Consider the following 24,356-nt stretch of genomic DNA (forward strand, 5'->3'; position numbering starts at 1 on the left):
CGGGGCGCCGACGTGCTGACCCTCCACCGGGCGGCCCTCGTGCTGCCCGACCCGGCCGACCCCACCGCCCCGTCCCTCGCGGACGGGGCGGTGCTGGTGCGCGGCGAACGCGTCGAGGCCGTCGGGGCGTACGCCGAGCTCGCCGCCGCCCACCCGGGGGCACGGGTGCGGGACTGGGGTGCCGCCGTGCTCACCCCGGGGCTGCGCAACCCGTACGGGCACCGGCTGCTGGAGCGCGACTACCACCCGGACCCGCGCGAGGGGATCGGGGTCGAGCCGCTCGTGGACGGGTTGGTGGACGCTAGGGGTACCGGGGCTGCGGGGGCTACGGCTGGTGCGGGTGCTGCGGGTGGTGCGGGTGGTGCGGGTGGTGCGGGTGGTGCGGGTGGTGCCGGTGGTGCCGGTGGTGCCGGTGGTGCGGGTGCCTCGGGGGCTTCGGGTGACGACGTGCGGTGCGGGGCCAGCGCCCGGCGCGGGCTGCAGCGGATGCTCGGTTTCGGGGTGACGGCGGTCGCCGGGCCGTTCGAGCGGAGCCCCGTGCGCACGGCTGTGGCGCGCTCGGGGCTGGTGGCGCTGCCGGGCGACCCGGCCACGGGTGCCGACGCGGACCGGGGTGCCGCTCCGGGTGCGGCCGGTGGTCGGCTGCTGGACCCCCTGGCGGTGCTGCCGCTCTCGCGGGCCGTCCACGGACGGGTGGCGGTGGGCGGACGGGCCGACTTCGCGGTCTTCCCGGCGGGTCGGGGAGCCGTCGGGGACGGCCTCGGGGACGGCCGTGTCGGTGGTGCGGTGGACGCGATCGGGGACGCGACCGGGGGCGAGGCCGGGGGCGAGGCCGGGGACGAGGCCGGGGCGGGAGAGGCCGCCGTGGGCGTCGGGCCGCTGCCGGGCGGCTGCCTGGCGACCGTGCTCGCGGGGCGGTTGGTGTACCGCCGGCGCTGAGCGGCGCCCGGGCCGTTCGTCCGTACCGACCGGTAGCCGGACTTCCCTGCGGCGCAACGGACTTCCTTCGTGTGCTGCCGAACTGCGGTGTCCGCAGCGTGGAGTGATTACCCCTTCGCCGTGACCTGAGGGCCCGCCAGCGGCTACGATCCCGAACAGCTCACTCCGTACCCTCACCACACCACCGCCCGTGCCCGCGGGCGGCGCGGCCCCGTCCCAGGGCCCGAAGGCAAGCCAGGACAGGAACCATGCGATCCGCGACCGTCCCCCCACCGCGAACCCCGCGGTTGGGCCGTGGTTGGTACCTCGCCGCCGTGCTCAGCGCCGTGCTCGCCGTCGGCATGTGCCTCCTCGGCTGGCGCCAGGCCGAGCAGGCCGACCGGATCGCCGCCCACCCGGTGAGGGTCGAGGGCGTCGTCACCCAGCTGCCCACCGGCGGTGGCTCCTACAGCGCCGTCAGCTACCGGGCCTCCGGCCAGCAGCACACCGCGGCCGCGCTGCCGCTGACCGACGGCGCCAGGGTGGGCGACACGATCTGCCTGGAGCACGCCGCCGACGACCCGGGCGCGGTGCGGATCTGCGGCGACACCTATCCGCAGCCGGTCGGCGTCGGCCTGGCCCGGTTCAGCGTTCCGGTCGCCGTCGGGCTCTTCGCGATCTGCGTGCTGCGCATCCGGCGGCACCGGCGGGCCGTCGCGGTCCGCGCCGGCCAGGGCCGGCTGGCCACCACCGTCGCCCTGGCGACCGGGGCACTGGCCGACGGGATGCCCGCCATAACGCACGGCAAGCGCTCCCGCCGCCGGCGGCGCCCGGGCGGGCGGCGCGCCCAGCACTGACGGGGCCGGCGTGCCCGCCGCGGGCCGGGCGGGTGCCGGACGGGGGCCGGATCCGGTGGCCCGGCGTGCCCCGTTGGTCGGGGCGTCGGCGCCAGGGTGAACAATGGGGTCGTGACCCGAGCCTCTCTGGACAAGCAGCCGCACGAAGTCGCCGCCATGTTCGACGACGTCGCGGCGAAGTACGACCGCACCAACGACGTGCTCTCCCTCGGCCAGGCCCGCGCCTGGCGCCGGGCGGTGGCCGAGGCGGTGGCCGCCGGACCCGGGGACCTCGTGCTCGACCTCGGAGCCGGCACCGGCACCTCCTCGCTGCCCTTCGCCGACGCCGGCGCGCAGGTCGTCCCGTGCGACTTCTCCGTCGGCATGCTCGCCGAGGGCAAGCGCCGCCACCCCGAGCTGCCGCTCACCGCCGGCGACGCTACCCGGCTGCCTTTCGCGGACGACACCTTCGACTCGGTGACGATCTCCTTCGCGCTGCGCAACGTCCACGACACCGACGCCGCGCTGCGCGAGATGCACCGGGTCACCAAGCCCGGCGGCAAGCTGGTGATCTGCGAGTTCTCCACCCCGACCTGGACGCCGTTCCGGACGGTCTACACCGAGTACCTGATGCGCGCCCTCCCGCCGGTCGCCACCGCGGTCAGCAGCAACCCCGACGCGTACGTGTACCTCGCCGAGTCCATCCGGGAGTGGCCGGACCAGCCCGCGCTGGCCGCCAAGCTGCAGGAGAGCGGCTGGTCCAAGGCCGCCTGGCGCAACCTCACCGGCGGCATCGTCGCGCTGCACCGGGCCTACAAGCCGGCGTAGCGCGCACCGCCGCGGCGCCCCCGGACGCGGGGCGCGGTCGGGGGTGCGGGGCGAGGGGCGGTCCGGCGTGCGGTCCGGGGTCCGGGGTCCGGGGTCCGGGGGTGGGACGCAGTCGGGGGCGTGGTCGTTTCCGGCGCCGTGAACGGAACTAGACTGCCCGAGACAACGCCGCCGTCCCCCAGCCGCAGCTCCAGGAGAGTGTCCACCGTGTCCGAGACCGCAGCCGACCTGACGAAGCCGGACAGCCCGATCGAGAGCACGGCCGACGTCATCGTGGTCGGCGCGGGCCCCGCCGGCTCCACCACCGCGTACTACCTCGCCCAGGCCGGGCTGGACGTGCTGCTGCTGGAGAAGACCGCCTTCCCGCGCGAGAAGGTCTGCGGCGACGGCCTGACCCCGCGCGCCACCAAGCAGCTGGTGGACATGGGCATCGACGTCTCCACCGGGAACGGCTGGCTGCACAACAAGGGCCTGCGCATCATCGGCGGCGGCGTCCGGCTCGAGCTCGACTGGCCCGAGCTGTCCGCGTTCCCCGACTACGGCCTGGTGCGCAAGCGCGCCGACTTCGACGAGCTGCTGGCCCGTCAGGCCGAGAAGGCCGGCGCCCGGCTCTACGAGCGCTGCAACGTCAGCGGGCCCGTCCTGGACGACCGCACCGGCCGGATCGTCGGCGTCACCGCCAAGCTCGGCGACGAGAAGCGCCCCGTCACCTTCCGCGCCCCGCTGGTCGTCGCCGCCGACGGCAACTCCACCCGGCTCTCGCTCGCCATGGGCCTGCACCGCCGCGAGGACCGCCCGATGGGCGTCGCCTACCGGACGTACTTCACCTCGCCGCGCCACGACGACGACTACCTGGAGTCCTGGCTGGAGCTCTGGGACACCCGCGGCGGCCAGCGCAAGCAGCTGCCCGGCTACGGCTGGGTGTTCGGCATGGGCGACGGCACCTCCAACGTCGGCCTCGGCATCCTCAACTCCTCGCCCGCCTTCGGTGAGCTCGACTGGCGTGAGGTGCTCAAGGCCTGGTGCGCCGGCATGCCGGAGGAGTGGGGCTACACCCCCGAGAACATGACCGAGCCGATCCGCGGCGCCGCGCTGCCGATGGCCTTCAACCGGCAGCCGCACTACACCCGCGGCCTGCTGCTCGTCGGCGACGCGGGCGGCATGGTCAACCCGTTCAACGGCGAGGGCATCGCCTACGCGATGGAATCCGGCCAGATCGCCGCCGGGGTCATCGCCCAGGCCCACGCCCGGGTCACCGAGGCCGGCCGCGAGCGCGCCCTCCAGGGCTACCCGCGCATCCTCAAGGACGTCTACGGCGGGTACTACACGATGGGCCGCGCCTTCGTGAAGCTCATCGGCAACCCCAAGGTGATGCAGCTCGCCACCCAGCGCGGCCTCACCCACCCGATGCTGATGCGCTTCACCCTCAAGATGCTCGCCAACCTCACCGACCCGCAGGGCGGCGACGCGATGGACCGCATCATCAACGGCCTCGCGAAGGTCGCCCCGAACGCGTAGCACCCTCGGGGCGTCCTCGGGGGAACGCCCCCCGGGGCGCCCTCCGGCGGCCCTCCTCGGTGCGGCCTTCAGTGCGTCGCATCCTCCGCCGCCCCCTGCTCCCGGTCTGCCGGGCGGCGGGAGGCGGCGGAGCGCTGTTCGACGTAGGCGAGGCGCTCGGCGAACACCCGGGCCGCGTCCGGGGTCAGCGTCCGGAGCGCGACGAGGGCCGAGAAGACGACGTCGCAGAGTTCGTGCTGGACGTCCTCCCAGCTGTGGGTCACGCCCTTGCGCGGGTTCTGGCCGGTGGCGCCGATCACCGCCGCGCCGACCTCGCCGACCTCCTCGGAGAGCTTGAGGATCCGCAGCAGGAGCTCCTCCCGGGGCGACTGCGTGCCCTCCGCGTCGAGCCACGCGACGACGTGGTCGACGCTCTCCCAGATCCGGCTGTCCATGCGCGCTGCTCCCGTACGGTGTCGGTGGTGCTGCCACCGTACGGGAGCGGCGGCGGACAGCGCCCGGCTCGCGCGGGCCGGGCGGTCGTGACCCGATGGTCGTGACCCAGTGGTCGCGGGCCGGGGGCTGCGAGCCGGGCGGTCCTGAGGCGAGCGGTCCTGGGCCGGGTGGTCCTGGGCCGGGTGGTCCTGAGCCGGGTGGTCCTGGGGCGAGCGGTCACCCCCCGAGCGGTCGTGGGCCCGGGCCCACGGGGTGCCGGCCCCGGGTCAGCGGGTGCTGATCTTCACATTGCGGATGTTCACCGGGAGGGTCGGGAAGCCGTCGCCGGGGTTGTTCTGGTCGTCCTCGCCGCCCGCGGCGATCTTCTGCAGCACGTCCAGGCCCGCCGTGACCCGGCCGAACGGGGTGTAGGCGGGGGAGAGCTTGGTGTCCTTCCAGACGAAGAAGAACTGGCTGCCGTTGGTGTTGGGGCCCGCATTGGCCATCGCCACCGTGCCCGCCGGGTAGGTGGCGCCGGTCAGGTTCTCGTCCGGGAAGGAGTAGCCGGGGCCGCCGCTGCCCGTTCCGGTCGGGTCGCCGCACTGCAGGACGTAGATCCGCTGGGTGGTGAGACGGTGGCAGTGGCTGCGGTCGAAGTAGTCGTGCTCGGCGAGGAACCGGAACGAGAAGGTGGTGCAGGGCGCCTTGTCGGTGAGCGCCTGGAAGGTGATCGAGCCCTGGCTCGTGCGCAGGGTCGCGCGGTAGGGCTGGGCGGCCTTCTTGGCGTCGAAGACCGGGATGCCCTTGAAGTTGTCGGCCGGCACTGCGGGCGTGTAGGCGCAGGTGGGCGCGGGTGTGGTGGGCGGGGTGTCCGCGACGGCGGTGCCGGTGCTCGCCACGAGCGGCAGGACGGTGGCGACGGCGAGCAGGGCCCAGGGTGCGCGCTTCACGTGACTGGCCTTCCGAGGGGTGGTGGACGGCGGGTTTGGCATGGCGACATCATCCACGCCGGGGCGGCGATCCGGTAGGGGGCGGAGTGGTGTGGGTTCCCGTTCGGTGTCGGAGGGTCAGGAAGTCGCACCCGTCGCGGGGTTCGCCTCGGGGGTGTGGATGAAGAGGCCGGCGCCGGCGGCCAGTGCGGCGGCGTCCGCGGCCCGTTCGGCGGACCGGGCGTCCAGCGGCTCGCCGGTGACGAACAGCCGGTAGTAGAGCGGGGCGGTGGCGGCCCGGACGACTTCGGCGCCGTCCGTGCCGGTGGGCAGTTCCCCGCGGGCGACGGCCCGGTCGGCCACCTGCGCGGCCTGTCGGTGCCGGGCGGTGAAGAAGGAGCGCAGGGCGGCCGCGCCGGTGTCGGAGCGCTGGGCGGCGGTGATCAGCGCCGTGGGAGTGGGGCCCTGCTCCGGGTCGGTGAAGACGGCGAACACCTCCCGGGTGATGAGGCGGAGGTCCTCCCGGAAGTCGCCGGTGTCGGGTACCGGCCACGGCTGGTCGGCCGAGATGGTCAGGGCCTCGGCGACCAGGCCGTCCACCCCGCCCCAGCGACGGTAGAGCGTCGCCTTGTGGACGCCGGACCGGGCCGCGACCGCCTCCACGGTGAGGCCGTCGTACCCCTTCTCGGTGACCTCGGCGAGCGTGGCGGCGACCACCTCCGCCCGGACCCGGGCGCTGCGACCGCCGGGGCGCGGAGTCGGAGCTCGGGGTGGCTCGGCTCCCGCGGCGGGGCTGGCGGCTGGGCCGGCGGCTGGGTCGGGGGTCGGGGTGGCGTCGGGGGTGTTCGCGGTGTCCGTGGCGTCCGTGGTGTCCGCGGTGTTCGTGGCGCTCTCGTTCAAAGTCGACTCCAGTCGCGTTAAAGCTTGCCGTGTGGATGCTCTCGATGCCATGCTCATCGTAATGCGACAACGGTCGCATTACGAGAGGAGCCCTTCCCCGATGACCGCCACCGCCATCCCCGACCCGACCGCACTGCACCCGCTCGCCGGCCATGACCGGGTGGTCCTGCTGCGCCCGCTCGTCACCGACCCGCGGATCGACGTCGGCGAGTACACCTACTTCGACGACCCCGAAGGGGCCACCCGCTTCGAGGAGCGCAACGTCCTCTACGCCTACGGGCCCGAGCGGCTGGTGATCGGCCGGTACTGCGCCATCGCCACCGGCACCCGCTTCCTGATGGCCGGCGCCGCCCACCCCACCATCGGCGTCTCCACCTTCCCGTTCACCGTGTTCGGCGGCGACTGGACCGAACGGACCCTCGACATCGTCACCGGCCTGCCCAGCCGGGGCGACACCGTGGTCGGCAACGACGTCTGGTTCGGCTTCGGGGCCACCGTGCTGCCGGGCGTCCGGATCGGCGACGGGGCGATCATCGCGGCCGGCGCGGTCGTCACCGCCGATGTCGAGCCCTACACCGTCGTCGGCGGCAATCCCGCCCGCCCCATCCGGCGCCGCTTCGACGAGGCCGACATCGAACGGCTGCTCCGCGCGGCCTGGTGGGACTGGCCGGTCGAACTCGTCACCGAGCACGTCCGCGCCGTCATGTCCGGGACCCCGGCCGACATCGAGGAGATCGCCGCGGCGAACGGTCTGCTCGCCCCCTGAACCGTCCGGCCCGTGAAAGGCCGTTGATCAGGGGCGGGCCGGTGCGCGAAGATGGCGCACCGCCGCTCCACGCTCCGCCCGTTCGCCGCCGAGCCCGCCGCTCGGCCTCCTCCTGGGTCCGTCCGACGCCGTACGGTACTCGCGCCCGCCGGTTCCGTTCGCTCGGAGGGGTCAGACCCATGCGCTCCCGCCTGTTCAGTTCCAGCTCCACGTCCAGCTCCTCGCTCTCGTCCTCGTTCGCTTCCTCGTCGGTCCTCCGGGACCTGCCGGTCCTCCTGGTGGCCGTGGTGTGGGGGTCGAGCTTCCTCGCCGTCCAGCGGGTGGCCGAGCCGGGGACCGCCGTCGCGATGCTGGTGCTGCGATTCGGGCTGGTGCTTCCGCTCCTCGGGGCCGTCGCCTGGTGTGCCCTGCGGAGGCTGAGCCGCGCCGAGTGGCTGGGCGGCGGTGCGCTGGGCCTGGTGCTCAGCGGGATCTTCCTGCTGGAGACGTACGGCGCCGTGCACACCTCCGCCACCAACGCCGGACTGATCATCAGCCTCGCCATGGTGCTGACCCCGCTCGGCGAGAGCGTGCTCACCCGGACCGCCCCGCCGCGCGCCTTCCTCGCGGCCGCCGTGCTGGCCGTCCTGGGCGTCGCCCTGCTCACCGGCGACGGAGGGCTCCGCCCGCCCACGCTCGGTGACCTGCTGGTGCTGGGCGCCGCCCTCGTCCGCGCGGCGTTCGTCCTCACCACGGCCCGCACCCGGGCCGTGCGCAACACCGACGCGTTGGCCCTGACCTGGGTCCAACTCGCGGTCGCCACCGCCGTCTTCACGGTCGTCGCGCTTTCCGCGGGGCCGGCACCGTGGGCCGTCGCCGCCTCGTACGGGCCCGGACAGTGGGCCTGGCTGCTCCACCTGTCGCTGTTCTGCACGCTGTTCGCCTTCTTCGTCCAGACCTGGGCCGTCCGAGCCACCTCGCCGTCCCGGGTGAGCCTGCTGCTGGGGACGGAGCCGCTCTGGGCCGCCGTCTTCGGCATCACGATCGCGGGCAACCGGATGGGCCCGCTGGCCCTGCTCGGCGGAGCCGTGGTCCTGTTCGCGACGGAGTGGGGCCGTCGCACCGCCCCGGCTCCGAGGCGGCAGGCCGGGGACGAGGCCCGGGGCGACTCCGAGGGCGCGGCCCCGGCCCCGGCCCCGCCGCCGGCTCCGGCTCCGGAGGCGGAGGCGGCGCGGGCCTGACCGGGCTCGGTGATCACCGGCGCCCCAGTGTCCGGCGGGCGTAGTCGACGGTGACCGCGCCGAGCAGCGGGCCCCAGACCACCAGGGGCAGGTAGGCGAGGGTCATCACCACGGCGGCGGCCCCGCGCGGCGAATCCGGCTCGGCCAGGTTGGCGGCCCAGCGGCCGAACAGCCCCTCCGCGCCGAGGACGGTGAGCATCACCGAGCCCAGCAGCGCCGGGACGATCGCGGCAAGCGGCCGCACCCGCCGGCCGCCGATCAGCGGGACCCATCGGGGCACCACCAGGCCCCAGGGCCGGACCAGGCCGAGGGTCAGGAACGCCAGCGCCTCGGCCAGGGCGCTCAGTACGACGCAGTAGACGGTGCCCCAACCCGGCTGGTGCTCGCCGTAGGCCGCGGCCGTCGCCCCGGTGAACCCCATCGGGATGCCGAAGCCGAAGGCGACCCGCCACACCCCCGAGGGGACGGTGCTCAGGGCCGCGGCCCCGGCGGCGAGCTCGGCCCACCGCGGTGCGGGCGGGACGGCCCGGGCGTTGCGACCGCCCGGAGCGACGAGGGTGTCCGGAGCGACGGCGACGGCCGGGGCGGCTGCCCAGGCCCGGTGGCCGGTGCCGCGTGCGTCGATCGCGATCTTCGACATGGTGGTGGCTCCCTTCCTGCCCGGCCCTCCCGGCCGGTTCGACGACTCAAGGCTGACCCCTCCCACCGGCTCCGCGGCAGATGCCGATCGGGCTGTTCCACCTGCTCAACCGGCCTTTGAAATATGCCGATCGGCACAAGCGGACCCCGGGTGCCCCGTCGTACGGTGACGGCAGTCCAAGGGAGGAGATGACGATGACTCAGCTGCTCGCACTCGTCGTGCCGGCCCTGCTGCTGCCGGCGTGGGTGGCTCGCGGTCGCTGCGGGGTGGCGGCGGTGACGGCCGTGGTCGGTGCGTCGTCGGCGGCGGTCACGATCGCCGTCTGGTTCGTCGGCCGGTGGGCGGAGGCGGACAGGTGGCCGGGGCTGCTCGGCCTGGCCGAACTGGCAGCCCTGCTGTTGGCGGTGGTCCTCACCCTCCGGTCTGCGGACGGCCCGCGGTCCGCCGCGGCCGCCTGGACGGCCTGCGGCGCCGTCGGCCTCTGGCCCTCCCGGTTCGAGGCGGTCGACGGGCCGATGGGGGCGCTCGACCTCTTCGGCTTCGGGTCGATGCTGTCCCTCCCCGCGGTGCTGATCGGCCTCTACCTGCGCGGCCTGGACGGCGCCCGGCTCCGGGCGGTGGCGGAGGCCCGGCGGGCCCAGCGGCTCGAGCTGGCCCACGACCTGCACGATTTCGTGGCGCACGACGTGAGCGGCATGGTCGCCCAGGCCCAGGCGGGGGCCTACCTGGCCACGATCGATCCCGCGCGGGCGGCGGAGATGTTCGAGCGGATAGAGCAGGCCGGGCAGCGGGCCCTGGCCTCGCTGGACCGGACGGTGCAGCTGCTGCGTGCGGAGGAGGGTGCCGGCCGCGCCCCGCAGCCGGGCCTGACCGAACTGCGTGAGGTGGCAGCGCAGTTCGTGCTCTCGGGCGGCGCCGAGGTCAGGCTGGAGCTCCCGGAGGACCCGGTCCCCCGGGAGGTGGCGGGCACCGTCCACCGGATCGTCGTCGAGGCGCTCACCAACGTCAGACGGCACGCACCGACCGCTCGGACGGTGGACGTCCGGGCGCTCCGAGCCGGCGGCCGGCTGGAGCTGACCGTGACCAGCGACGGGCGGGGCGTCGCTCCAGGAGGCCGCCCACGGCGCGGCGGAGGAAGCGGACTGTCGGGGCTGGCGGCCCGGGTGGAGGCCCTGGGTGGTTCGTTCGAGGCGGGGCCGCACGGAGTGCGGTCCTGGCGGGTGGCGGCGGTGCTTCCCCTGGGGGAGGCACACGACCGGCAAGGAGTTCGGCGGAGTGCGGCGAAGGCCGCAGCACGGGAGGAGCACGCATGAGCAGCACCGGGCCGATCAGGGTCTTGATCGCGGACGACCAGCCCGACGTCCGCAGTGCGTTCCGGATGATCCTGGACGTCCAGCCGGACATGGCGGTGGTGGCCGAGGCCGCGGACGGCGCCGCGGCGGTGGCGGAGGCGAGGAGGCTGCGTCCGGACGTGGTCCTCGCGGACATCCGGATGCCGAAGCTCGACGGTCTGGAGGTCACCCGGCAGCTGGCCGGTCAGTGCAAGGTGATCGTGGTGACCACGTTCGACCTGGACGAGTACGTGCACACAGCGCTCCGGCACGGTGCGGCGGGTTTCCTGCTCAAGCGCTCCGGCCCGGTGCTGCTGATCGAGGCGATCAGGGCGGCGATGGCCGGGGACGCCTTGATCAGCCCCCAGGTCACCGTCAGGCTCCTGCGGCACATGGCGGCGCCCGGTCCGGAGGAGCGCTCCGGTTCGGGGGCGGCGGCGCCGCCTGCGGCCGGCCCGGTGGAGGAGTTGACCACGCGGGAGCGGGAGATCGCCGAGCTGGTGGCCGACGGCGCGACCAACGCCGAGATCGGCTCCGGGCTGTTCATCTCACCGGGCACGGTGAAGAACCACCTCGCCAACGTCCAGCGCAAGCTCGGTGCCAGGAACCGGGTGGGCATCGCGGCCTGGGTCTGGGAGCAGGCCGCCGGCAACCGGTAGCGGGGTGAGTGGCGAGGGGTGGCCGACCGGCGGGGGCGACGGCAGCAGGGAGACACCGGCGGGAGGGGGGCCGTGCGGAGGGGCCTCCGGCGAGCGGTGGGGGCCGCGTGGCGAGCAGAGGAGAACCCCAACTCCACCCCGCGCTCGCGCGCTTGTGAACGAAGGGTCAAGCGGACGTTCGGAGCGCCGCCACCCCTCTGGGTGAGCCGCTATAACACGTCAACATGACGCCCGGAAATTTGCTTGAGACGACGCATAGTTGATATAGGAGTGCGCCTCTGACCAGCCGCTTCACAAGTAAATGCGACTGGTTGTGACCATTTGACTTCTTTGTGTTGACAACTCTCGGCATGTTCACATTCGACGTGATTCCAAGGGTGTCGTAGATCACAAAGATGGCGTTGAACTGCGTGTCGCAGATCACAAGCCGACGGGCATAGGATGCGCTCGTTCCAGGCTTTGTGAACTGCCTCACATGAGGTGGATCCCGGGAACCGGAACGCGGGTTCACCACAGTGTGACCTGCCGGTTCCGATCTGCAGTCAAGGACGACTGGACGGAGGGAGCGGGGGCTATGAATGCCTACGCGCCGATCCTCGTACTCGGTGCCATCGCGGCGGCGTTCGCGGTCGGCTCCGTCGTGATGGCCTCGCTGACCGGCCCCAAGCGCTACAACCGGGCCAAGTTGGAGGCGTACGAGTGCGGCATCGAGCCGACCCCGCAGCCCGTGGGCGGCGGTCGGTTCCCGATCAAGTACTACCTGACGGCGATGCTCTTCATCGTCTTCGACATCGAGATCGTCTTCCTCTACCCGTGGGCGGTCACCTTCGACGCCCTGGGGATCTTCGGGTTGGTCGAGATGCTCCTGTTCATCGCCACCGTCTTCGTCGCGTACGCCTACGTGTGGCGCCGCGGCGGTCTGGAGTGGGACTGAGCGCGGGGTGGCCGCCGCCCTTGTGAACGAGCGGACAAGCCCGAACGGGCCGGACGTACCACAGGACTTGAGGGCTTTCTGAGGGCATTGAGAGGGATCTGATGGGAATCGAGGAGAAGCTGCCGAGCGGCTTTCTGCTCACGACCGTGGAGACGGCCGCCGGCTGGGTGCGCAAGGCGTCACTCTTCCCGGCCACCTTCGGTCTGGCCTGCTGCGCGATCGAGATGATGACCACCGGTGCCGGCCGCTACGACCTGGCCCGGTTCGGCATGGAGGTGTTCCGGGGTTCGCCCCGACAGGCCGATCTGATGATCGTGGCGGGCCGGGTGAGCCAGAAGATGGCCCCGGTGCTGCGCCAGGTGTACGACCAGATGCCCAACCCGAAGTGGGTCATCTCGATGGGCGTCTGCGCCTCGTCGGGCGGCATGTTCAACAACTACGCGATCGTGCAGGGTGTCGACCACATCGTCCCGGTGGACATCTACCTACCCGGCTGTCCGCCCCGCCCGGAGATGCTGATGGACGCGATCCTGAAGCTGCACGACAAGATCCAGCACGAGCCGCTCGGCGTGAACCGGCGCCGGGCCGAGGAGCTCGGCGAGGCGCTCGCCCTCCGGGCCACCCCGGTCAGCGAGATGCGGGGGCAGCTGCGATGAACGAGCAGGTACCCGAGACCCGGCGGGAGCGGCCCGTCCGCGAGATCCCGGTCGAGGTGGTCGGCCGCCGCCAGGGCATGTTCGGCGCCCAGGGCACCGGTGACACCTCCGGCTTCGGCGGTCTGGTCGCGCCGGTGGTGCTGCCCGGCCCGAGCGAGCGGCCGTACGGCGGCTGGTTCGACGAGGTGGCCGACGAGCTGGAGGGCGCCCTGGAGGAGCAGGGGCTGGACCCGGTCGACGTGATCGGGAAGACGGTGGTCGCCCACGGCGAGATCACCTTCCACGTCGAGCGCGAGCACCTGTTGCGGACCGTCCGCATCCTGCGCGACGACCCGGCGCTGCGCTTCGAGCTCTGCCTGGGCGTGAGCGGCGTGCACCACCCCGGAGACAAGGGCCGCGAGCTGCACGCGGTCTACCACCTGCGCTCGATCACCCACGGCCGGCTGATCCGGCTGGAGGTCACCGCACCGGACGCCGACCCGCGGATCCCGTCGGTGGTGAGCGTCTACCCGACCAACGACTGGCACGAGCGCGAGGCCTACGACTTCTTCGGCCTGGTCTTCGACGGTCACCCGGCGCTCACCCGGATCATGATGCCGGACGACTGGCTGGGCCACCCGCAGCGCAAGGACTACCCGCTCGGCGGCATCCCCGTCGAGTACAAGGGCGCCCAGATCCCGGCACCCGACCAGCGGAGGTCGTACAGCTGATGAGCACCCAGCACCACGAACAGGCCCCGCAGGGAGCGGACCCGCGGGAGGACGCCGAGCGGGCACACGCCCGGGAGACCACCGAGGGCCGGGTCTTCACGGTCACCGGCGGCGACTGGGGCGAGGTCGTCGAGGCGGTCGGCCGGGCCGACGACGAGCGCATCATCGTCAACATGGGCCCCCAGCACCCGTCCACCCACGGCGTGCTGCGGTTGATCCTGGAGATCGACGGCGAGACGGTCACGGAGGCCCGCTGCGGCATCGGCTACCTCCACACCGGCATCGAGAAGAACATGGAGTTCCGCAGCTGGGTCCAGGGCACGACCTTCGTGACGCGGATGGACTACCTGACCCCGCTGTTCAACGAGACCGCGTACTGCCTGGCCGTCGAGAAGCTGCTCGGCATCACCGACGACGTCCCGGACCGGGCCAGCGTCATCCGCGTGATGATGATGGAGCTCAACCGGATCGCCTCGCACCTGGTCTGCCTGGCCACCGGCGGCATGGAGATCGGCTCCACCACCCTGATGATCTACGGGTTCCGGGACCGCGAGCTGATCCTGGACGTCTTCGAGCTGGTCACCGGCCTGCGCATGAACCACGCGTACGTGCGCCCCGGCGGTCTCGCCCAGGACCTCCCGCCCGGGGCGGTCGACCAGATCCGCGAGGCGGTCCGGACGTTCCGCTCCCGGATGCACGAGTACGACAAGCTCGCCACCGGCAACCCGGTGTTCAAGGCCCGCCTGGTCGACGTCGGCTTCCTGGACCTGCCCGGGTGCCTGGCGCTCGGCGCCACCGGTCCGATCCTGCGCGCCACCGGCCTGCCGCACGACCTGCGCAAGAGCGACCCGTACTGCGGCTACGAGGACTACGACTTCGAGGTCGCGACCGCCGACAGTGCCGACTCCTACGGCCGCTTCCTGATCCGGCTGGAGGAGATGAAGCAGTCGCTGCGGATCGTCGAGCAGTGCCTGGACCGGCTGCGCCCGGGCCCGGTCATGGTGGCCGACAAGAAGATCGCCTGGCCGGCCCAACTCGCCGTCGGCCCGGACGGGATGGGCAACTCGCTCGACCACATCCGCAAGATCATGGGCACCTCGATGGAGGCCCTGATCCACCACTTCAAGCTGGTCACCGAGGGCTTCCGGGTCCCGGTCGGCCAGGCGTACACGGCGGTCGAGTCGCCCAAGGGCGAGCTGGGCGTGCACGTGGTCAGCGACGGGGGGACGCGCCCGTACCGGGTCCACTTCCGGGATCCGTCGTTCACCAATCTGCAGACGATGGCGGCGATGTGCGAGGGCGGCCAGGTGGCCGACGTGATCGTCGCGGTGGCCGGGATCGACCCGGTGATGGGAGGCGTGGACCGGTGACAGACGTCCAGTTGGGGATGCCGGCGATGCCGGCCGCACCGTACCCCGAGGAGGTGCACGCCCGGCTGACCGCGGACGCCGCGGAGCTGATCGGCCGCTACCCGCAGGCCCGGTCGGCGCTGCTGCCGCTGCTGCACCTGGTGCAGGCCGAGGAGGGCTTCGTCAGCGCGACCGGCATCCGGTTCTGCGCCGAGCAGTTGGACCTCACCACCGCCGAGGTCACCGCCGTCGCCACCTTCTACACGATGTACCGGAGGCGGCCGGCCGGGAAGTACCACGTCGGGGTCTGCACCAACACCCTGTGCGCGGTGCTCGGCGGCGACCAGATCTTCGACGAGCTCCAGCAGCACCTCGGTGTGCGCAACAACGAGACCACCGCGGACGGCGCGATCTCGATCGAGCACATCGAGTGCAACGCGGCCTGCGACTACGCCCCCGTGGTGATGGTCAACTGGGAGTTCTTCGACGACCAGACCCCGGAGAGCGCCAAGCGGCTGGTCGACGACCTGCGCGCCGGCCGCGAGGTCCGGCCGACCCGGGGCGCCCGGCTGTGCGGCTTCAAGGAGACCTCCCGGATCCTGGCGGGCTTCCCCGACGAGCGCCCGGGCGCCAACGACGAGTCCGGCGCGGGCGGTGCGCCCTCGCTCGCCGGCCTGCGGCTGTCCAGGGGCGAGGCGCTGCCCGGCACCGGCGGCACCAAGGTCGTCGCGCCCCGCCACGAGGGCACCGGCCACGAAGGGACCGAAGCGTGATGACCTCCGCCGAGCCGGCCGAGAAGCTGCTCACCCCCGTGCTGTCGGCCTCCTGGGACGACAGCCGGCCCTGGACGCTCGCCACGTACCAGCGCCACCACGGCTACGAGGGCCTCAAGGCGGCGCTGGCCATGCCGCCGGACGACGTGATCGCCCTGGTGAAGGACTCCGGGCTGCGCGGCCGCGGCGGCGCCGGCTTCCCCACCGGGATGAAGTGGCAGTTCATCCCGCAGAACGACGGCAAGCCGCACTACCTGGTGGTCAACGCGGACGAGTCCGAGCCGGGCACCTGCAAGGACATCCCGCTGCTGTTCGCCAACCCGCACTCGCTGATCGAGGGCATGATCATCGCCTCGTACGCGATCCGCTGCGACCACGCGTTCATCTACCTGCGCGGCGAGGTCGTCCCGGTGCTGCGCCGCCTGCACGAGGCGGTCGCGGAGGCGTACCGGGCGGGGCTGCTGGGCCGGAACATCCTCGGCTCGGGCGTCGACCTCGACATCACCGTGCACGCCGGCGCCGGCGCCTACATCTGCGGCGAGGAGACGGCGCTGCTGGACTCGCTGGAGGGCCGGCGCGGCCAGCCCCGGCTGCGGCCCCCGTTCCCGGCCATCGCCGGCCTGTACGCCTGCCCGACGGTGGTCAACAACGTCGAGTCGATCGCCTCGGTGCCGCCGATCCTGGCCCGGGGCAAGGAGTGGTTCAAGGCCCTGGGCACCGAGAAGTCCCCCGGCTTCACGCTGTACTCGCTCTCCGGCCACGTCACCAACCCCGGCCAGTACGAGGCGCCGCTGGGCATCACCCTGCGCCAGCTGCTGGACATGAGCGGCGGCGTCCGCTCCGGCCACCGGCTGAAGTTCTGGACCCCGGGCGGCTCCTCCACCCCGATGTTCACCGACGAGCACCTGGACGTCCCGCTGGACTACGAGGGCGTCGGCGCGGCCGGCTCGATGCTCGGCACCAAGGCGCTGCAGGTCTTCGACGAGACGACCTGCGTGGTGCGGGCCGTCACCCGCTGGACGGAGTTCTACGCCCACGAGTCCTGCGGCAAGTGCACCCCCTGCCGAGAGGGCACCTACTGGCTCGTCCAGCTGCTCAAGCGGATCGAGGCGGGCGAGGGCGTCGCGGGGGACTTGGAGAAGCTCATCGACATCGCCGACAACATCAACGGCAAGTCCTTCTGCGCGCTGGGGGACGGCGCGGCCAGCCCGATCGTCTCCTCGCTCCAGCACTTCCGGGCCGAGTACGAGCAGCACCTGGCCGAGCGCCGCTGCCCGTTCGACCCGGCCGCCTCCACCGTCTGGGCCGACGGCCCCCGCCCCGGCCACCAGTCCGCCACCGAAAGGGAGGTGCACGCGTGACGATCACAGAGCCATCCACCTCCACGGGCGACAAGGCCCCGGTCGAACTGGTCACGCTCACCATCGACGGCGTCGAAGTGCAGGTCCCCAAGGGGACGTTGGTGATCCGGGCCGCCGAGACCATCGGCACCCAGATCCCGCGCTTCTGCGACCACCCGCTGCTCGACCCGGCCGGCGCCTGCCGGCAGTGCATCGTGGAGATCGAGGGCCAGCGCAAGCCGGTCGCCTCCTGCACCATCCCGGTCGCCGAGGGCATGGTGGTGCGCACCCAGCTGAGCTCGCCGGTGGCGGAGAAGGCGCAGCGCGGCGTGATGGAGCTGCTGCTGATCAACCACCCGCTGGACTGCCCGGTCTGCGACAAGGGCGGCGAGTGTCCGCTGCAGAACCAGGCGATGTCCACCGGGGAGACGGACTCCCGCTTCGAGGGGATGAAGCGCACCTACGAGAAGCCGGTGCCGATCAGCAGCCAGGTGCTGCTGGACCGCGAACGCTGCGTGCTGTGCGCGCGCTGCACCCGCTTCTCGCAGCAGATCGCCGGCGACCCGTTCATCGACCTGGTGGAGCGCGGTGCGCTGCAGCAGGTCGGCACCGGTGAGGGCGACGACTTCGAGTCGTACTTCTCGGGGAACACCATCCAGATCTGCCCGGTGGGCGCGCTGACCTCGGCGGCTTATCGTTTCCGCTCGCGTCCGTTCGACCTGGTCTCCTCGCCGAGCGTGTGCGAGCACTGCTCGGCCGGCTGCGCCCAGCGCACCGACCACCGGCGGGGCAAGGTGCTGCGCCGGCTTGCGGGCGAGGACCCGGCGGTCAACGAGGAGTGGAACTGCGACAAGGGCCGGTTCGCGTTCCGCTACGCCCAGCAGCGGGACCGCCTCACCACCCCGCTGGTGCGGGAGGGCGGCGAGCTGGTCCCGGCGTCCTGGCCGGAGGCGCTGGCCCGGGCCGCCGCGGGGCTGCGCGGCGCCCGCGCCGGCGTGCTCACCGGCGGCCGGGTCACCGTCGAGGACGCCTACGCGTACGCGAAGTTCGCGCGGGTGGTGCTCGGCACCAACGACGTGGACTTCCGGGCCCGCCCGCACAGCGGCGAGGAGGCGGACTTCCTGGCCGCCGCCGTCGCCGGGCGCGGCGTGGACGTGGACGGCACGGGCCTGAGCTACGAGCGGCTGGAGCAGGCACCGGTGGTGCTGCTGGCGGGCTTCGAGCCGGAGGAGGAGTCGCCGATCGTCTTCCTGCGGCTGCGCAAGGCGGCCCGGGCGCGCGGCACCAAGGTGTACTCGGTGGCGACGTTCGCCTCCCGGGGCCTGACCAAGCTGCGCGGCGCACTGTTGCCGGCGGCCCCCGGCACCGAGCCGGAGTGGTTCGCGGCGCTGGCCGCGGACGAGCCGCTGAACGACGACGCCGGGCGGGCGGCCGAGCTGCTGCGCGGCCCGGGCGCGGTGATCCTGGCGGGCGAGCGGCTGGCCTCGGTGCCGGGCGCGCTGACGGCGGTCCTGCGCCTGGCGCACGCGACCGGTGCGACGCTGGCCTGGGTGCCGCGCCGGGCGGGTGAGCGCGGGGCCGTCGAGGCGGGCGCGCTGCCGGGCCTGCTGCCGGGCGGCCGTCCGGTGGCGGCGCCGGGGGCGCGGGCGGAGGCCGCCGCGCTGTGGGGCGTGGCGGAGCTGCCCGCGCGGCTGGGCCGGGACACCGACCAGATCCTCGCGGCGGCGGTGAACGGCGATCTGGACGCGCTGCTGGTCGGCGGTGTGGATCCGGACGACCTGCCGGATCCGGCGCTGGCCGACGAGGCGCTGGCGGCGGTGCCGTTCGTGGTGTCGCTGGAACTGCGGCCGTCCGCGGTGACGGCGCGCGCGGACGTGGTGCTGCCGGTGGCGGCGGTGGCGGAGAAGGCCGGCACCTTCCTGGACTGGGAGGGCCGGGTGCGGATGTTCGAGGCGGCGCTCAAGCCCGACCAGCAGATGGGCCGTCACCTGCACCCGGACCTGAGGGTGCTGAGCATGCTGGCGGACGCGCTGGGCCACGGGCTCGGCCTGCCGGACGTCCGGGCGGCCCGCCTGGAGCTGGACCACTTCACCCCGTGGACGGGCGACCGCACCGCGGACCCGGCCGCGCACCCGGCCGTGCTGCCGCGGCCGGCCAACGGTCAGGCGGTGCTGGGCGGTTGGCGCCAGCTGCTGGACGGCGGCTCGCTGCAGCAGGGTGATCCGCACCTGGCGGGCACCCGGCACCGGGCGGTGGCCCGGGTCTCCCCGGTCACCGCGGAGGAGATCGGGGCCGTCGCGGGCGGTGCGCTGCGGGTGACGGGCCCGGCGGGCTCGCTGACCCTGCCGCTGGAGGTCGTCGACTCGATCCCGGACCGCACGGTCTGGGTGCCGCTCAACTCCACGCCGGGCGGCGCGCACCGCGCGCTCGGCACCACCGTCGGCCACCTGGTGACGATCGCCGCGGCCGCACCGGAGCCGGCCGAGCAGGACGTGGCCCCGGTCGGCGACGCGAGCAGCGAAGGGGAGGAGCGATGACTCCGCAGCCGTACGAGACGCTCCACTTCTTCGGCCACGACCCGTGGTGGCTGGTGCTGCTGAAGGCGGTGTTCTGCTTCGGCTTCCTGGTCCTGACGGTGCTGATCGCGATCGTCTGGGAGCGCAAGGTGGTGGCCTGGATGCAGTTGCGCATCGGGCCGAACCGGCACGGGCCCTGGGGGCTGCTGCAGTCCCTGGCGGACGGCGTGAAGCTGGCGCTCAAGGAAGACCTGGTGGTCAAGGGCTCGGACAAGGTGGTCTACGTCCTGGCCCCGATCGTCTGCGCCATCCCGGCCTTCATGGCCTTCGCGGTGATCCCGTTCGGTCCGCCCGGCGACGAGGTGTCGATCTTCGGGACGCGGACGGCGATGCAGCTGACGGACTTCCCGGTGGCGCTGCTGTACATCCTGGCGACGGCCTCGGTCGGCATCTACGGCATCGTGCTGGCGGGCTGGTCCTCCGGGTCGACGTACCCGCTGCTGGGCGGTCTGCGCTCCTCGGCCCAGATGATCAGCTACGAGATCGCGATGGGCCTGTCCTTCGCGGCGGTCTTCATCTACTCGGGGTCGATGTCGACCTCGGAGATCGTGGCGCACCAGCAGCCGACCTGGTTCGCGGTGCTGCTGCCGGTGTCGTTCATCGTCTACATCATCGCGATGGTGGGCGAGACCAACCGGGCGCCGTTCGACCTGCCGGAGGCCGAGGGCGAGCTGGTCGGCGGCTTCAACACCGAGTACTCCTCGCTGAAGTTCGCGATGTTCATGCTGGCCGAGTACGTCAACATGGTGACGGTCTCGGCCGTCGCCTCCACCCTGTTCCTGGGCGGCTGGCGGGCCCCGTGGCCGGTGTCGACCTTCTGGGAGGGCGCCAACCACGGCTGGTGGCCGATGCTCTGGATCACGTTGAAGATCCAGCTGCTGCTGTTCTTCTTCATCTGGCTGCGCGGCACGCTGCCCCGGTTCCGCTACGACCAGTTCATGAAGCTGGGCTGGAAGGTACTGATCCCGGTCTCGCTGGTCTGGCTGGTGCTGATCGCGAGCGTGCGGGCGCTGCGCAACGAGGGCTACGGCTTCGGCGAGGTGGTGCTGTACGTCGGCGCGCCGGTCGGGGGGATCCTGCTGCTCGCGTTGCTGCGGGACTTCCTGAAGAAGGAGCCCGAGGACTCTGCGGCGTCCGGTGACGGGGCGTCGCCGCAGGGCGGGTTCGACCCGATGGCGGGAGGTTACCCGGTGCCCCCGCTGCCCGGCCAGGAGCTGCCGCCGGTGCCGCGCCGGCGCAGCCGCGCCCCGAAGCAACTGCAGGACGCCCTCAACGGGGCCGACCATTCCGAAGGGAGCTGAACCGAGATGGAGTCCGACCAGACGGAGCGGGACGAACGCCCCGACAAGCCGTCGATCCTCGGCCCGGCCGCCGGCTTCGGCGTGACCTTCAAGGCCATGTTCAAGAAGCGGCTGACCGAGCAGTACCCGGAGCAGAAGAAGCCCACCGCTCCGCGTTTCCACGGCCGCCACCAGCTGAACCGGCACCCGGACGGCCTGGAGAAGTGCGTCGGCTGCGAGCTGTGCGCGTGGGCCTGCCCGGCCGACGCGATCTACGTGGAGGGCGCGGACAACCGGGAGGACGAGCGCTACTCGCCCGGGGAGCGCTACGGCGCGGTCTACCAGATCAACTACGCCCGCTGCATCCTGTGCGGGCTCTGCATCGAGGCCTGTCCGACCCGTGCACTGACCATGACGAACGAGTACGAGCTGGCGGACTCCTCCCGCCGGGACCTGATCTTCACCAAGGAGCAGCTGCTGGTGGGGCTGTCCGAGGGCATGGTGGACTCCCCGCACGCGATCTTCCCGGGCGCCGACGAGGGCGCGTACTACCGGGGCGAGATCACCGCGGCGGCGCCCGGGACGGTCCAGCAGGAGCGCACCGACCGGGAGAAGGAGGTCCGGTCGTGAGCCCCCTGACCACCCTCGCCGCGACAGGGACGACCTCCACCGGGGAGGCCGTCCAGTTCTGGGTGCTCGCGGTCGTCGCGGTCGGCGGCGCGCTGGGCATGCTGCTGATGAGGAAGGCCGTGCACAGCGCGCTGTGCCTGGCGGCGACGATGCTGGCGCTGGCGGTCTGTTACATGGCCCAGGGCGCGGTGTTCCTGGGCGTGGTGCAGATCGTGGTCTACACCGGCGCGATCATGATGCTGTTCCTGTTCGTGGTGATGCTGGTGGGCGTCACCAGCGAGGACTCGCTGAAGGAGCAGCTGAAGGGCCAGCGGTTCGCCGCCGTGCTGTGCGGGCTGGGCTTCGGCGTGCTGCTGGTGGCGGGGATCGCCAACGCGAAGCTGAACCACTTCACCGGCCTGTCCGAGGCGAACGCCGAGGGCAACGTGCCGGGCCTGGCCCGGCTGATCTTCACCCGGTACGTGTGGGCCTTCGAGGTCACCGGCGCGCTGCTGATCACCGCGGCGATCGGGGCCATGGTGCTGACCCACCGCGAGCACGTGAAGGCGCCGAAGACGCAGCGCGAGCTGGCCGCGCAGCGGGTCAAGGACAACATCCAGCTCCCGCCGCTGCCGGCGCCGGGCGTGTACGCGCGGCACAACGCGGTGGACGTCCCGGCGCTGCTGCCGGACGGCACGGTGGCCGAGGACTCGGTGATGGCGACGCTGCGCGAGCGCGGCCAGGTCCGGGACGTCAGTCAGGAGATGCTGCGGCGGATGGCGGAGCTGGAGAACAGCACCGCCGACTGGCTGGGCCGCCCGTCCTCCGAGCGGCCGGCCGTGTCCGGGCCACGCAAGTCCCTGGAGCCGGTGCCGGCCGGTCAGCAGGACGGGCCCCAGGCGGGGGCCGAGCGCACCGACGAGGAGGGCGAGCAGTGAACCCGGTCAACTACCTCTACCTGTCCGCCCTGTTGTTCACCATCGGCGCCTCCGGGGTGCTGATCCGGCGCAACGCGATCGTGCTGTTCATGTGCGTGGAGCTGATGCTCAACGCCTCGAACCTGGCCCTGGTGACCTTCTCCCGGATGCACGGCACCCTGGACGGTCAGATCATCGCGTTCTTCACGATGGTGGTGGCGGCGGCCGAGGTCGTGGTCGGCCTCGCCATCATCGTCTCCATCTTCCGGACCAGGCACTCCGCTTCGGTCGACGACAGCAACCTGATGAAGCTGTAGGCGGAGGGCCTCTCGGTGAACTCTCTCATTCCGCTGCTGGTGGCCGCCCCGCTGGCCGGCGCAGTCCTGCTGCTGCTCGGCGGCCGGGCGCTGGACCGCTTCGGCCACTGGCTGGCCACCGCACTCGCGGCACTCTCGTTCGGCTTCGGCCTGGCGCTGTTCTCGGCGATGCTGGGCCGTGACGCCGAGCACCGGGCCGTGACCGAGTACCTGTACACCTGGATCCGGGTGAACGGCTTCCAGGCCGACGTCTCGTTCCAGCTCGACCAGCTCTCGATGACGTTCGTGCTGCTGATCACCGGTGTCGGCACGCTGATCCACGTCTACTCGGTCGGCTACATGGCGCACGACGAGCGCCGGCGCCGCTTCTTCGCGTACCTGAACCTGTTCCTGGCCGCCATGCTGCTGCTGGTGACGGCCGACAACTACCTTCTGCTGTACTTCGGTTGGGAGGGCGTGGGCCTGGCCTCGTACCTGCTGATCGGCTTCTGGCAGCACAAGCCGAGCGCGGCGACGGCGGCCAAGAAGGCCTTCATCGTCAACCGGGTCGGCGACCTGGGCCTGTCGATCGCGATCATGCTGATGTTCGTCGAGTTCGGCTCCTTCGCCTTCGGGCCGGTCTTCGGTGCGGCCGACCAGGCGAGCGAGGGCAAGCTGACGGCGATCGGCCTGATGCTGCTGCTGGCGGCCTGCGGCAAGTCCGCCCAGGTGCCGCTGCAGTCCTGGCTCGGGGACGCCATGGAGGGCCCCACCCCGGTGTCGGCGCTGATCCACGCGGCCACCATGGTGACCGCGGGCGTCTACCTGATCACCCGGTCCGCCGCGATCTTCAACCTGGCGCCGGACGCGCAGACCGCCGTGGTGGTGGTCGGCACGGTCACGCTGCTGTTCGGTGCGATCGTCGGTTGCGCCAAGGACGACATCAAGAAGGCGCTGGCCGGCTCGACCATGTCGCAGATCGGCTACATGGTGCTGGCGGCCGGGCTCGGTCCGATCGGCTACGCCTTCGCGATCATGCACCTGGTGACCCACGGCTTCTTCAAGGCCGGGCTGTTCCTCGGCGCCGGGTCGGTCATGCACGGCATGAACGACGAGGTGGACATGCGCCACTACGGAGGCCTGCGCAAGTACCTGCCGGTCACCTTCGCCACCTTCGGGCTGGGCTACCTGGCGATCATCGGCTTCCCGGGCCTGTCCGGCTTCTTCTCCAAGGACAAGATCATCGAGGCGGCGTTCGCCAAGGGCGGCACCGAGGGCTGGATCCTCGGGCTGTGCGCGCTCGTCGGCGCCGGTGTCACGGCGTTCTACATGACCCGGGTGATGCTGATGACGTTCTTCGGCGAGAAGCGCTGGCAGCCCGACGCCGACGGCAACGCCCCGCACCCGCACGAGTCGCCGAAGAGCATGACGATCCCGATGGTCCTGCTGGCCCTCGGCTCGGTCTTCGCGGGCGGGCTGTTCGCCTACAACGACTCCTTCCTGAACTGGCTGGAGCCGGTCACCGGCCACGCCGAGGGCGACTCGCCGCTCACGCCGCTGGTGGTCACCCTGCTCACCACGGTCTGCATGCTGGTCGGCGTCGGCGTCTCCTACCTGATGTACGGGCGCTCGCCCGTCCCGGTGGTGCCACCGGTCGGCTCCCCGCTCACCCGGGCGGCCCGCCGCGACCTGCTCCAGGACGACTTCAACCACGCCGTCCTGGTCCGGCCCGGCTCGGCCCTGACCGCCACCCTGGTCTACTTCGACAGCCGCGGACTGGACGGCTTCGTCAACGGCCTGGCCGCCACCATCGGCGGCGTCTCCAGTCGGCTGCGGCGGATCCAGAACGGCTTCGTCCGCTCGTACGCGCTCTCCATGTTCGGCGGCACGCTGGTGCTGGTCGCCACGACTCTCCTGATGAGGTCCGTGTGATGACTCGTCCTGACAAGAACCCGGG

24 protein-coding genes are annotated in these 24,356 nt (G+C 72.4%); 20 read left to right on the forward strand and 4 right to left on the reverse strand.

Annotated features, from left to right (window positions below; translation table 11 throughout):
• Positions 1-12 precede the first annotated feature (12 nt).
• The 4 genes from ACIRS1_RS22570 to ACIRS1_RS22585 all read left to right on the forward strand — a co-directional run bounded on the left by ACIRS1_RS22570 (position 13) and on the right by ACIRS1_RS22585 (position 4,100).
• Entirely contained in the window at positions 13-939 is a 927-nt protein-coding gene (locus tag ACIRS1_RS22570) for a hypothetical protein (RefSeq protein ID WP_402842645.1), read from the forward strand.
• A gap of 248 nt (positions 940-1,187) precedes the next feature.
• On the forward strand, positions 1,188-1,775 hold the full coding sequence (locus ACIRS1_RS22575; RefSeq protein WP_360218838.1) for a hypothetical protein: 588 nt from the start codon (positions 1,188-1,190) through the stop codon (positions 1,773-1,775).
• A 111-nt stretch (positions 1,776-1,886) separates the two neighbouring features.
• Positions 1,887-2,582, forward strand: coding sequence for a demethylmenaquinone methyltransferase (locus tag ACIRS1_RS22580; protein WP_360218841.1), 696 nt, complete (start codon positions 1,887-1,889; stop codon positions 2,580-2,582).
• A 228-nt stretch (positions 2,583-2,810) separates the two neighbouring features.
• Positions 2,811-4,100, forward strand: coding sequence for a geranylgeranyl reductase family protein (locus ACIRS1_RS22585; protein ID WP_360218919.1), 1,290 nt, complete (start codon positions 2,811-2,813; stop codon positions 4,098-4,100).
• 68 nt (positions 4,101-4,168) lie between these two features.
• Here ACIRS1_RS22585 and ACIRS1_RS22590 read toward each other — a convergent pair whose 3' ends face one another.
• The 3 genes from ACIRS1_RS22590 to ACIRS1_RS22600 all read right to left on the reverse strand — a co-directional run bounded on the left by ACIRS1_RS22590 (position 4,169) and on the right by ACIRS1_RS22600 (position 6,343).
• Positions 4,169-4,534 (reverse strand): MazG-like family protein, encoded by a 366-nt coding sequence (locus ACIRS1_RS22590; protein ID WP_360218844.1) that lies wholly within the window; start codon positions 4,532-4,534, stop codon positions 4,169-4,171.
• A gap of 267 nt (positions 4,535-4,801) precedes the next feature.
• On the reverse strand, positions 4,802-5,506 hold the full coding sequence (locus ACIRS1_RS22595; RefSeq protein WP_360218847.1) for a peptidylprolyl isomerase: 705 nt from the start codon (positions 5,504-5,506) through the stop codon (positions 4,802-4,804).
• A 75-nt stretch (positions 5,507-5,581) separates the two neighbouring features.
• Positions 5,582-6,343 carry a TetR/AcrR family transcriptional regulator gene (locus tag ACIRS1_RS22600; protein WP_402842650.1) on the reverse strand — a complete coding sequence of 254 codons (762 nt, stop codon included), beginning with the start codon at positions 6,341-6,343 and terminating at the stop codon, positions 5,582-5,584.
• 100 nt (positions 6,344-6,443) lie between these two features.
• Between ACIRS1_RS22600 and ACIRS1_RS22605 the strand changes: the two genes are divergently transcribed.
• Entirely contained in the window at positions 6,444-7,109 is a 666-nt protein-coding gene (locus ACIRS1_RS22605; RefSeq protein WP_402842653.1) for a CatB-related O-acetyltransferase, read from the forward strand.
• 179 nt (positions 7,110-7,288) lie between these two features.
• Complete coding sequence (locus ACIRS1_RS22610) at positions 7,289-8,329, forward strand: DMT family transporter (protein WP_402842656.1); 1,041 nt, start codon at positions 7,289-7,291, stop codon at positions 8,327-8,329.
• A gap of 13 nt (positions 8,330-8,342) precedes the next feature.
• On the opposite strand, the gene ACIRS1_RS22615 is transcribed toward ACIRS1_RS22610, so the two are convergent.
• On the reverse strand, positions 8,343-8,969 hold the full coding sequence (locus ACIRS1_RS22615; RefSeq protein WP_402842658.1) for a hypothetical protein: 627 nt from the start codon (positions 8,967-8,969) through the stop codon (positions 8,343-8,345).
• 194 nt (positions 8,970-9,163) lie between these two features.
• On the opposite strand from ACIRS1_RS22615, the gene ACIRS1_RS22620 reads away from it, so the two are divergent.
• From ACIRS1_RS22620 to nuoL, 14 genes are all read left to right on the forward strand, one after another.
• Positions 9,164-10,282, forward strand: coding sequence for a sensor histidine kinase (locus tag ACIRS1_RS22620; RefSeq protein ID WP_402842661.1), 1,119 nt, complete (start codon positions 9,164-9,166; stop codon positions 10,280-10,282).
• The gene (locus tag ACIRS1_RS22625) at positions 10,279-10,959 is read left to right on the forward strand and encodes a response regulator (protein ID WP_387900874.1); all 681 of its coding nucleotides are present in this window, start codon (positions 10,279-10,281) and stop codon (positions 10,957-10,959) included. Before ACIRS1_RS22620 ends, ACIRS1_RS22625 begins: the two co-directional genes overlap by 4 nt.
• Positions 10,960-11,533: 574 nt before the next feature.
• Positions 11,534-11,893: an NADH-quinone oxidoreductase subunit A gene (locus tag ACIRS1_RS22630; RefSeq protein ID WP_030060100.1), complete on the forward strand. Its 360-nt coding sequence runs from the start codon at positions 11,534-11,536 to the stop codon at positions 11,891-11,893.
• Positions 11,894-11,994: 101 nt separating this feature from the next.
• Entirely contained in the window at positions 11,995-12,549 is a 555-nt protein-coding gene (locus tag ACIRS1_RS22635) for an NADH-quinone oxidoreductase subunit B family protein (RefSeq protein ID WP_360218868.1), read from the forward strand.
• The gene (locus tag ACIRS1_RS22640; RefSeq protein ID WP_402842665.1) at positions 12,546-13,259 is read left to right on the forward strand and encodes an NADH-quinone oxidoreductase subunit C; all 714 of its coding nucleotides are present in this window, start codon (positions 12,546-12,548) and stop codon (positions 13,257-13,259) included. The genes ACIRS1_RS22635 and ACIRS1_RS22640 overlap by 4 nt, the downstream gene beginning before the upstream one ends.
• A complete protein-coding gene (locus ACIRS1_RS22645; protein ID WP_360218874.1) occupies positions 13,259-14,629 on the forward strand; it encodes an NADH-quinone oxidoreductase subunit D in 1,371 nt (456 codons plus the stop codon). Before ACIRS1_RS22640 ends, ACIRS1_RS22645 begins: the two co-directional genes overlap by 1 nt.
• Before the next feature lie 26 nt (positions 14,630-14,655).
• Positions 14,656-15,381, forward strand: coding sequence for an NADH-quinone oxidoreductase subunit NuoE (gene nuoE, locus ACIRS1_RS22650; protein WP_402842669.1), 726 nt, complete (start codon positions 14,656-14,658; stop codon positions 15,379-15,381).
• Entirely contained in the window at positions 15,381-16,742 is a 1,362-nt protein-coding gene (gene nuoF, locus ACIRS1_RS22655; protein WP_402842672.1) for an NADH-quinone oxidoreductase subunit NuoF, read from the forward strand. The genes nuoE and nuoF overlap by 1 nt, the downstream gene beginning before the upstream one ends.
• A complete protein-coding gene (locus ACIRS1_RS22660; protein ID WP_402842674.1) occupies positions 16,739-19,258 on the forward strand; it encodes an NADH-quinone oxidoreductase subunit G in 2,520 nt (839 codons plus the stop codon). Before nuoF ends, ACIRS1_RS22660 begins: the two co-directional genes overlap by 4 nt.
• Positions 19,255-20,598, forward strand: coding sequence for an NADH-quinone oxidoreductase subunit NuoH (nuoH, locus tag ACIRS1_RS22665; protein WP_360218883.1), 1,344 nt, complete (start codon positions 19,255-19,257; stop codon positions 20,596-20,598). The genes ACIRS1_RS22660 and nuoH overlap by 4 nt, the downstream gene beginning before the upstream one ends.
• 6 nt (positions 20,599-20,604) lie before the next feature.
• Entirely contained in the window at positions 20,605-21,207 is a 603-nt protein-coding gene (nuoI, locus tag ACIRS1_RS22670) for an NADH-quinone oxidoreductase subunit NuoI (protein WP_360218886.1), read from the forward strand.
• A gap of 5 nt (positions 21,208-21,212) precedes the next feature.
• Positions 21,213-22,124: an NADH-quinone oxidoreductase subunit J gene (locus tag ACIRS1_RS22675; protein ID WP_402842886.1), complete on the forward strand. Its 912-nt coding sequence runs from the start codon at positions 21,213-21,215 to the stop codon at positions 22,122-22,124.
• Positions 22,121-22,420: an NADH-quinone oxidoreductase subunit NuoK gene (nuoK, locus tag ACIRS1_RS22680; RefSeq protein WP_030235394.1), complete on the forward strand. Its 300-nt coding sequence runs from the start codon at positions 22,121-22,123 to the stop codon at positions 22,418-22,420. The genes ACIRS1_RS22675 and nuoK overlap by 4 nt, the downstream gene beginning before the upstream one ends.
• Positions 22,421-22,435: 15 nt before the next feature.
• Positions 22,436-24,331: an NADH-quinone oxidoreductase subunit L gene (nuoL, locus tag ACIRS1_RS22685; RefSeq protein WP_360218889.1), complete on the forward strand. Its 1,896-nt coding sequence runs from the start codon at positions 22,436-22,438 to the stop codon at positions 24,329-24,331.
• The last annotated feature ends 25 nt before the right edge of the window (positions 24,332-24,356 follow it).

Origin of the sequence: Kitasatospora sp. NPDC101176, assembly GCF_044768035.1 — a bacterium.
Lineage (GTDB): Bacteria > Actinomycetota > Actinomycetes > Streptomycetales > Streptomycetaceae > Kitasatospora.

Coding starts and splice junctions, on each gene's coding strand:
- nuoF (WP_402842672.1), top strand. CDS start 15,381: ATGACCTCCGCCGAGCCGGCCGAGAAGCTGCTCACCCCCGTGCTGTCG.
- nuoE (WP_402842669.1), top strand. CDS start 14,656: ATGCCGGCCGCACCGTACCCCGAGGAGGTGCACGCCCGGCTGACCGCG.
- ACIRS1_RS22630 (WP_030060100.1), top strand. CDS start 11,534: ATGAATGCCTACGCGCCGATCCTCGTACTCGGTGCCATCGCGGCGGCG.
- ACIRS1_RS22635 (WP_360218868.1), top strand. CDS start 11,995: ATGGGAATCGAGGAGAAGCTGCCGAGCGGCTTTCTGCTCACGACCGTG.
- ACIRS1_RS22620 (WP_402842661.1), top strand. CDS start 9,164: ATGACTCAGCTGCTCGCACTCGTCGTGCCGGCCCTGCTGCTGCCGGCG.
- ACIRS1_RS22645 (WP_360218874.1), top strand. CDS start 13,259: ATGAGCACCCAGCACCACGAACAGGCCCCGCAGGGAGCGGACCCGCGG.
- ACIRS1_RS22590 (WP_360218844.1), bottom strand. CDS start 4,534: ATGGACAGCCGGATCTGGGAGAGCGTCGACCACGTCGTCGCGTGGCTC.
- ACIRS1_RS22575 (WP_360218838.1), top strand. CDS start 1,188: ATGCGATCCGCGACCGTCCCCCCACCGCGAACCCCGCGGTTGGGCCGT.
- nuoH (WP_360218883.1), top strand. CDS start 19,255: ATGACTCCGCAGCCGTACGAGACGCTCCACTTCTTCGGCCACGACCCG.
- ACIRS1_RS22595 (WP_360218847.1), bottom strand. CDS start 5,506: ATGCCAAACCCGCCGTCCACCACCCCTCGGAAGGCCAGTCACGTGAAG.
- nuoI (WP_360218886.1), top strand. CDS start 20,605: ATGGAGTCCGACCAGACGGAGCGGGACGAACGCCCCGACAAGCCGTCG.
- ACIRS1_RS22610 (WP_402842656.1), top strand. CDS start 7,289: ATGCGCTCCCGCCTGTTCAGTTCCAGCTCCACGTCCAGCTCCTCGCTC.
- ACIRS1_RS22615 (WP_402842658.1), bottom strand. CDS start 8,969: ATGTCGAAGATCGCGATCGACGCACGCGGCACCGGCCACCGGGCCTGG.
- ACIRS1_RS22625 (WP_387900874.1), top strand. CDS start 10,279: ATGAGCAGCACCGGGCCGATCAGGGTCTTGATCGCGGACGACCAGCCC.
- ACIRS1_RS22640 (WP_402842665.1), top strand. CDS start 12,546: ATGAACGAGCAGGTACCCGAGACCCGGCGGGAGCGGCCCGTCCGCGAG.
- ACIRS1_RS22605 (WP_402842653.1), top strand. CDS start 6,444: ATGACCGCCACCGCCATCCCCGACCCGACCGCACTGCACCCGCTCGCC.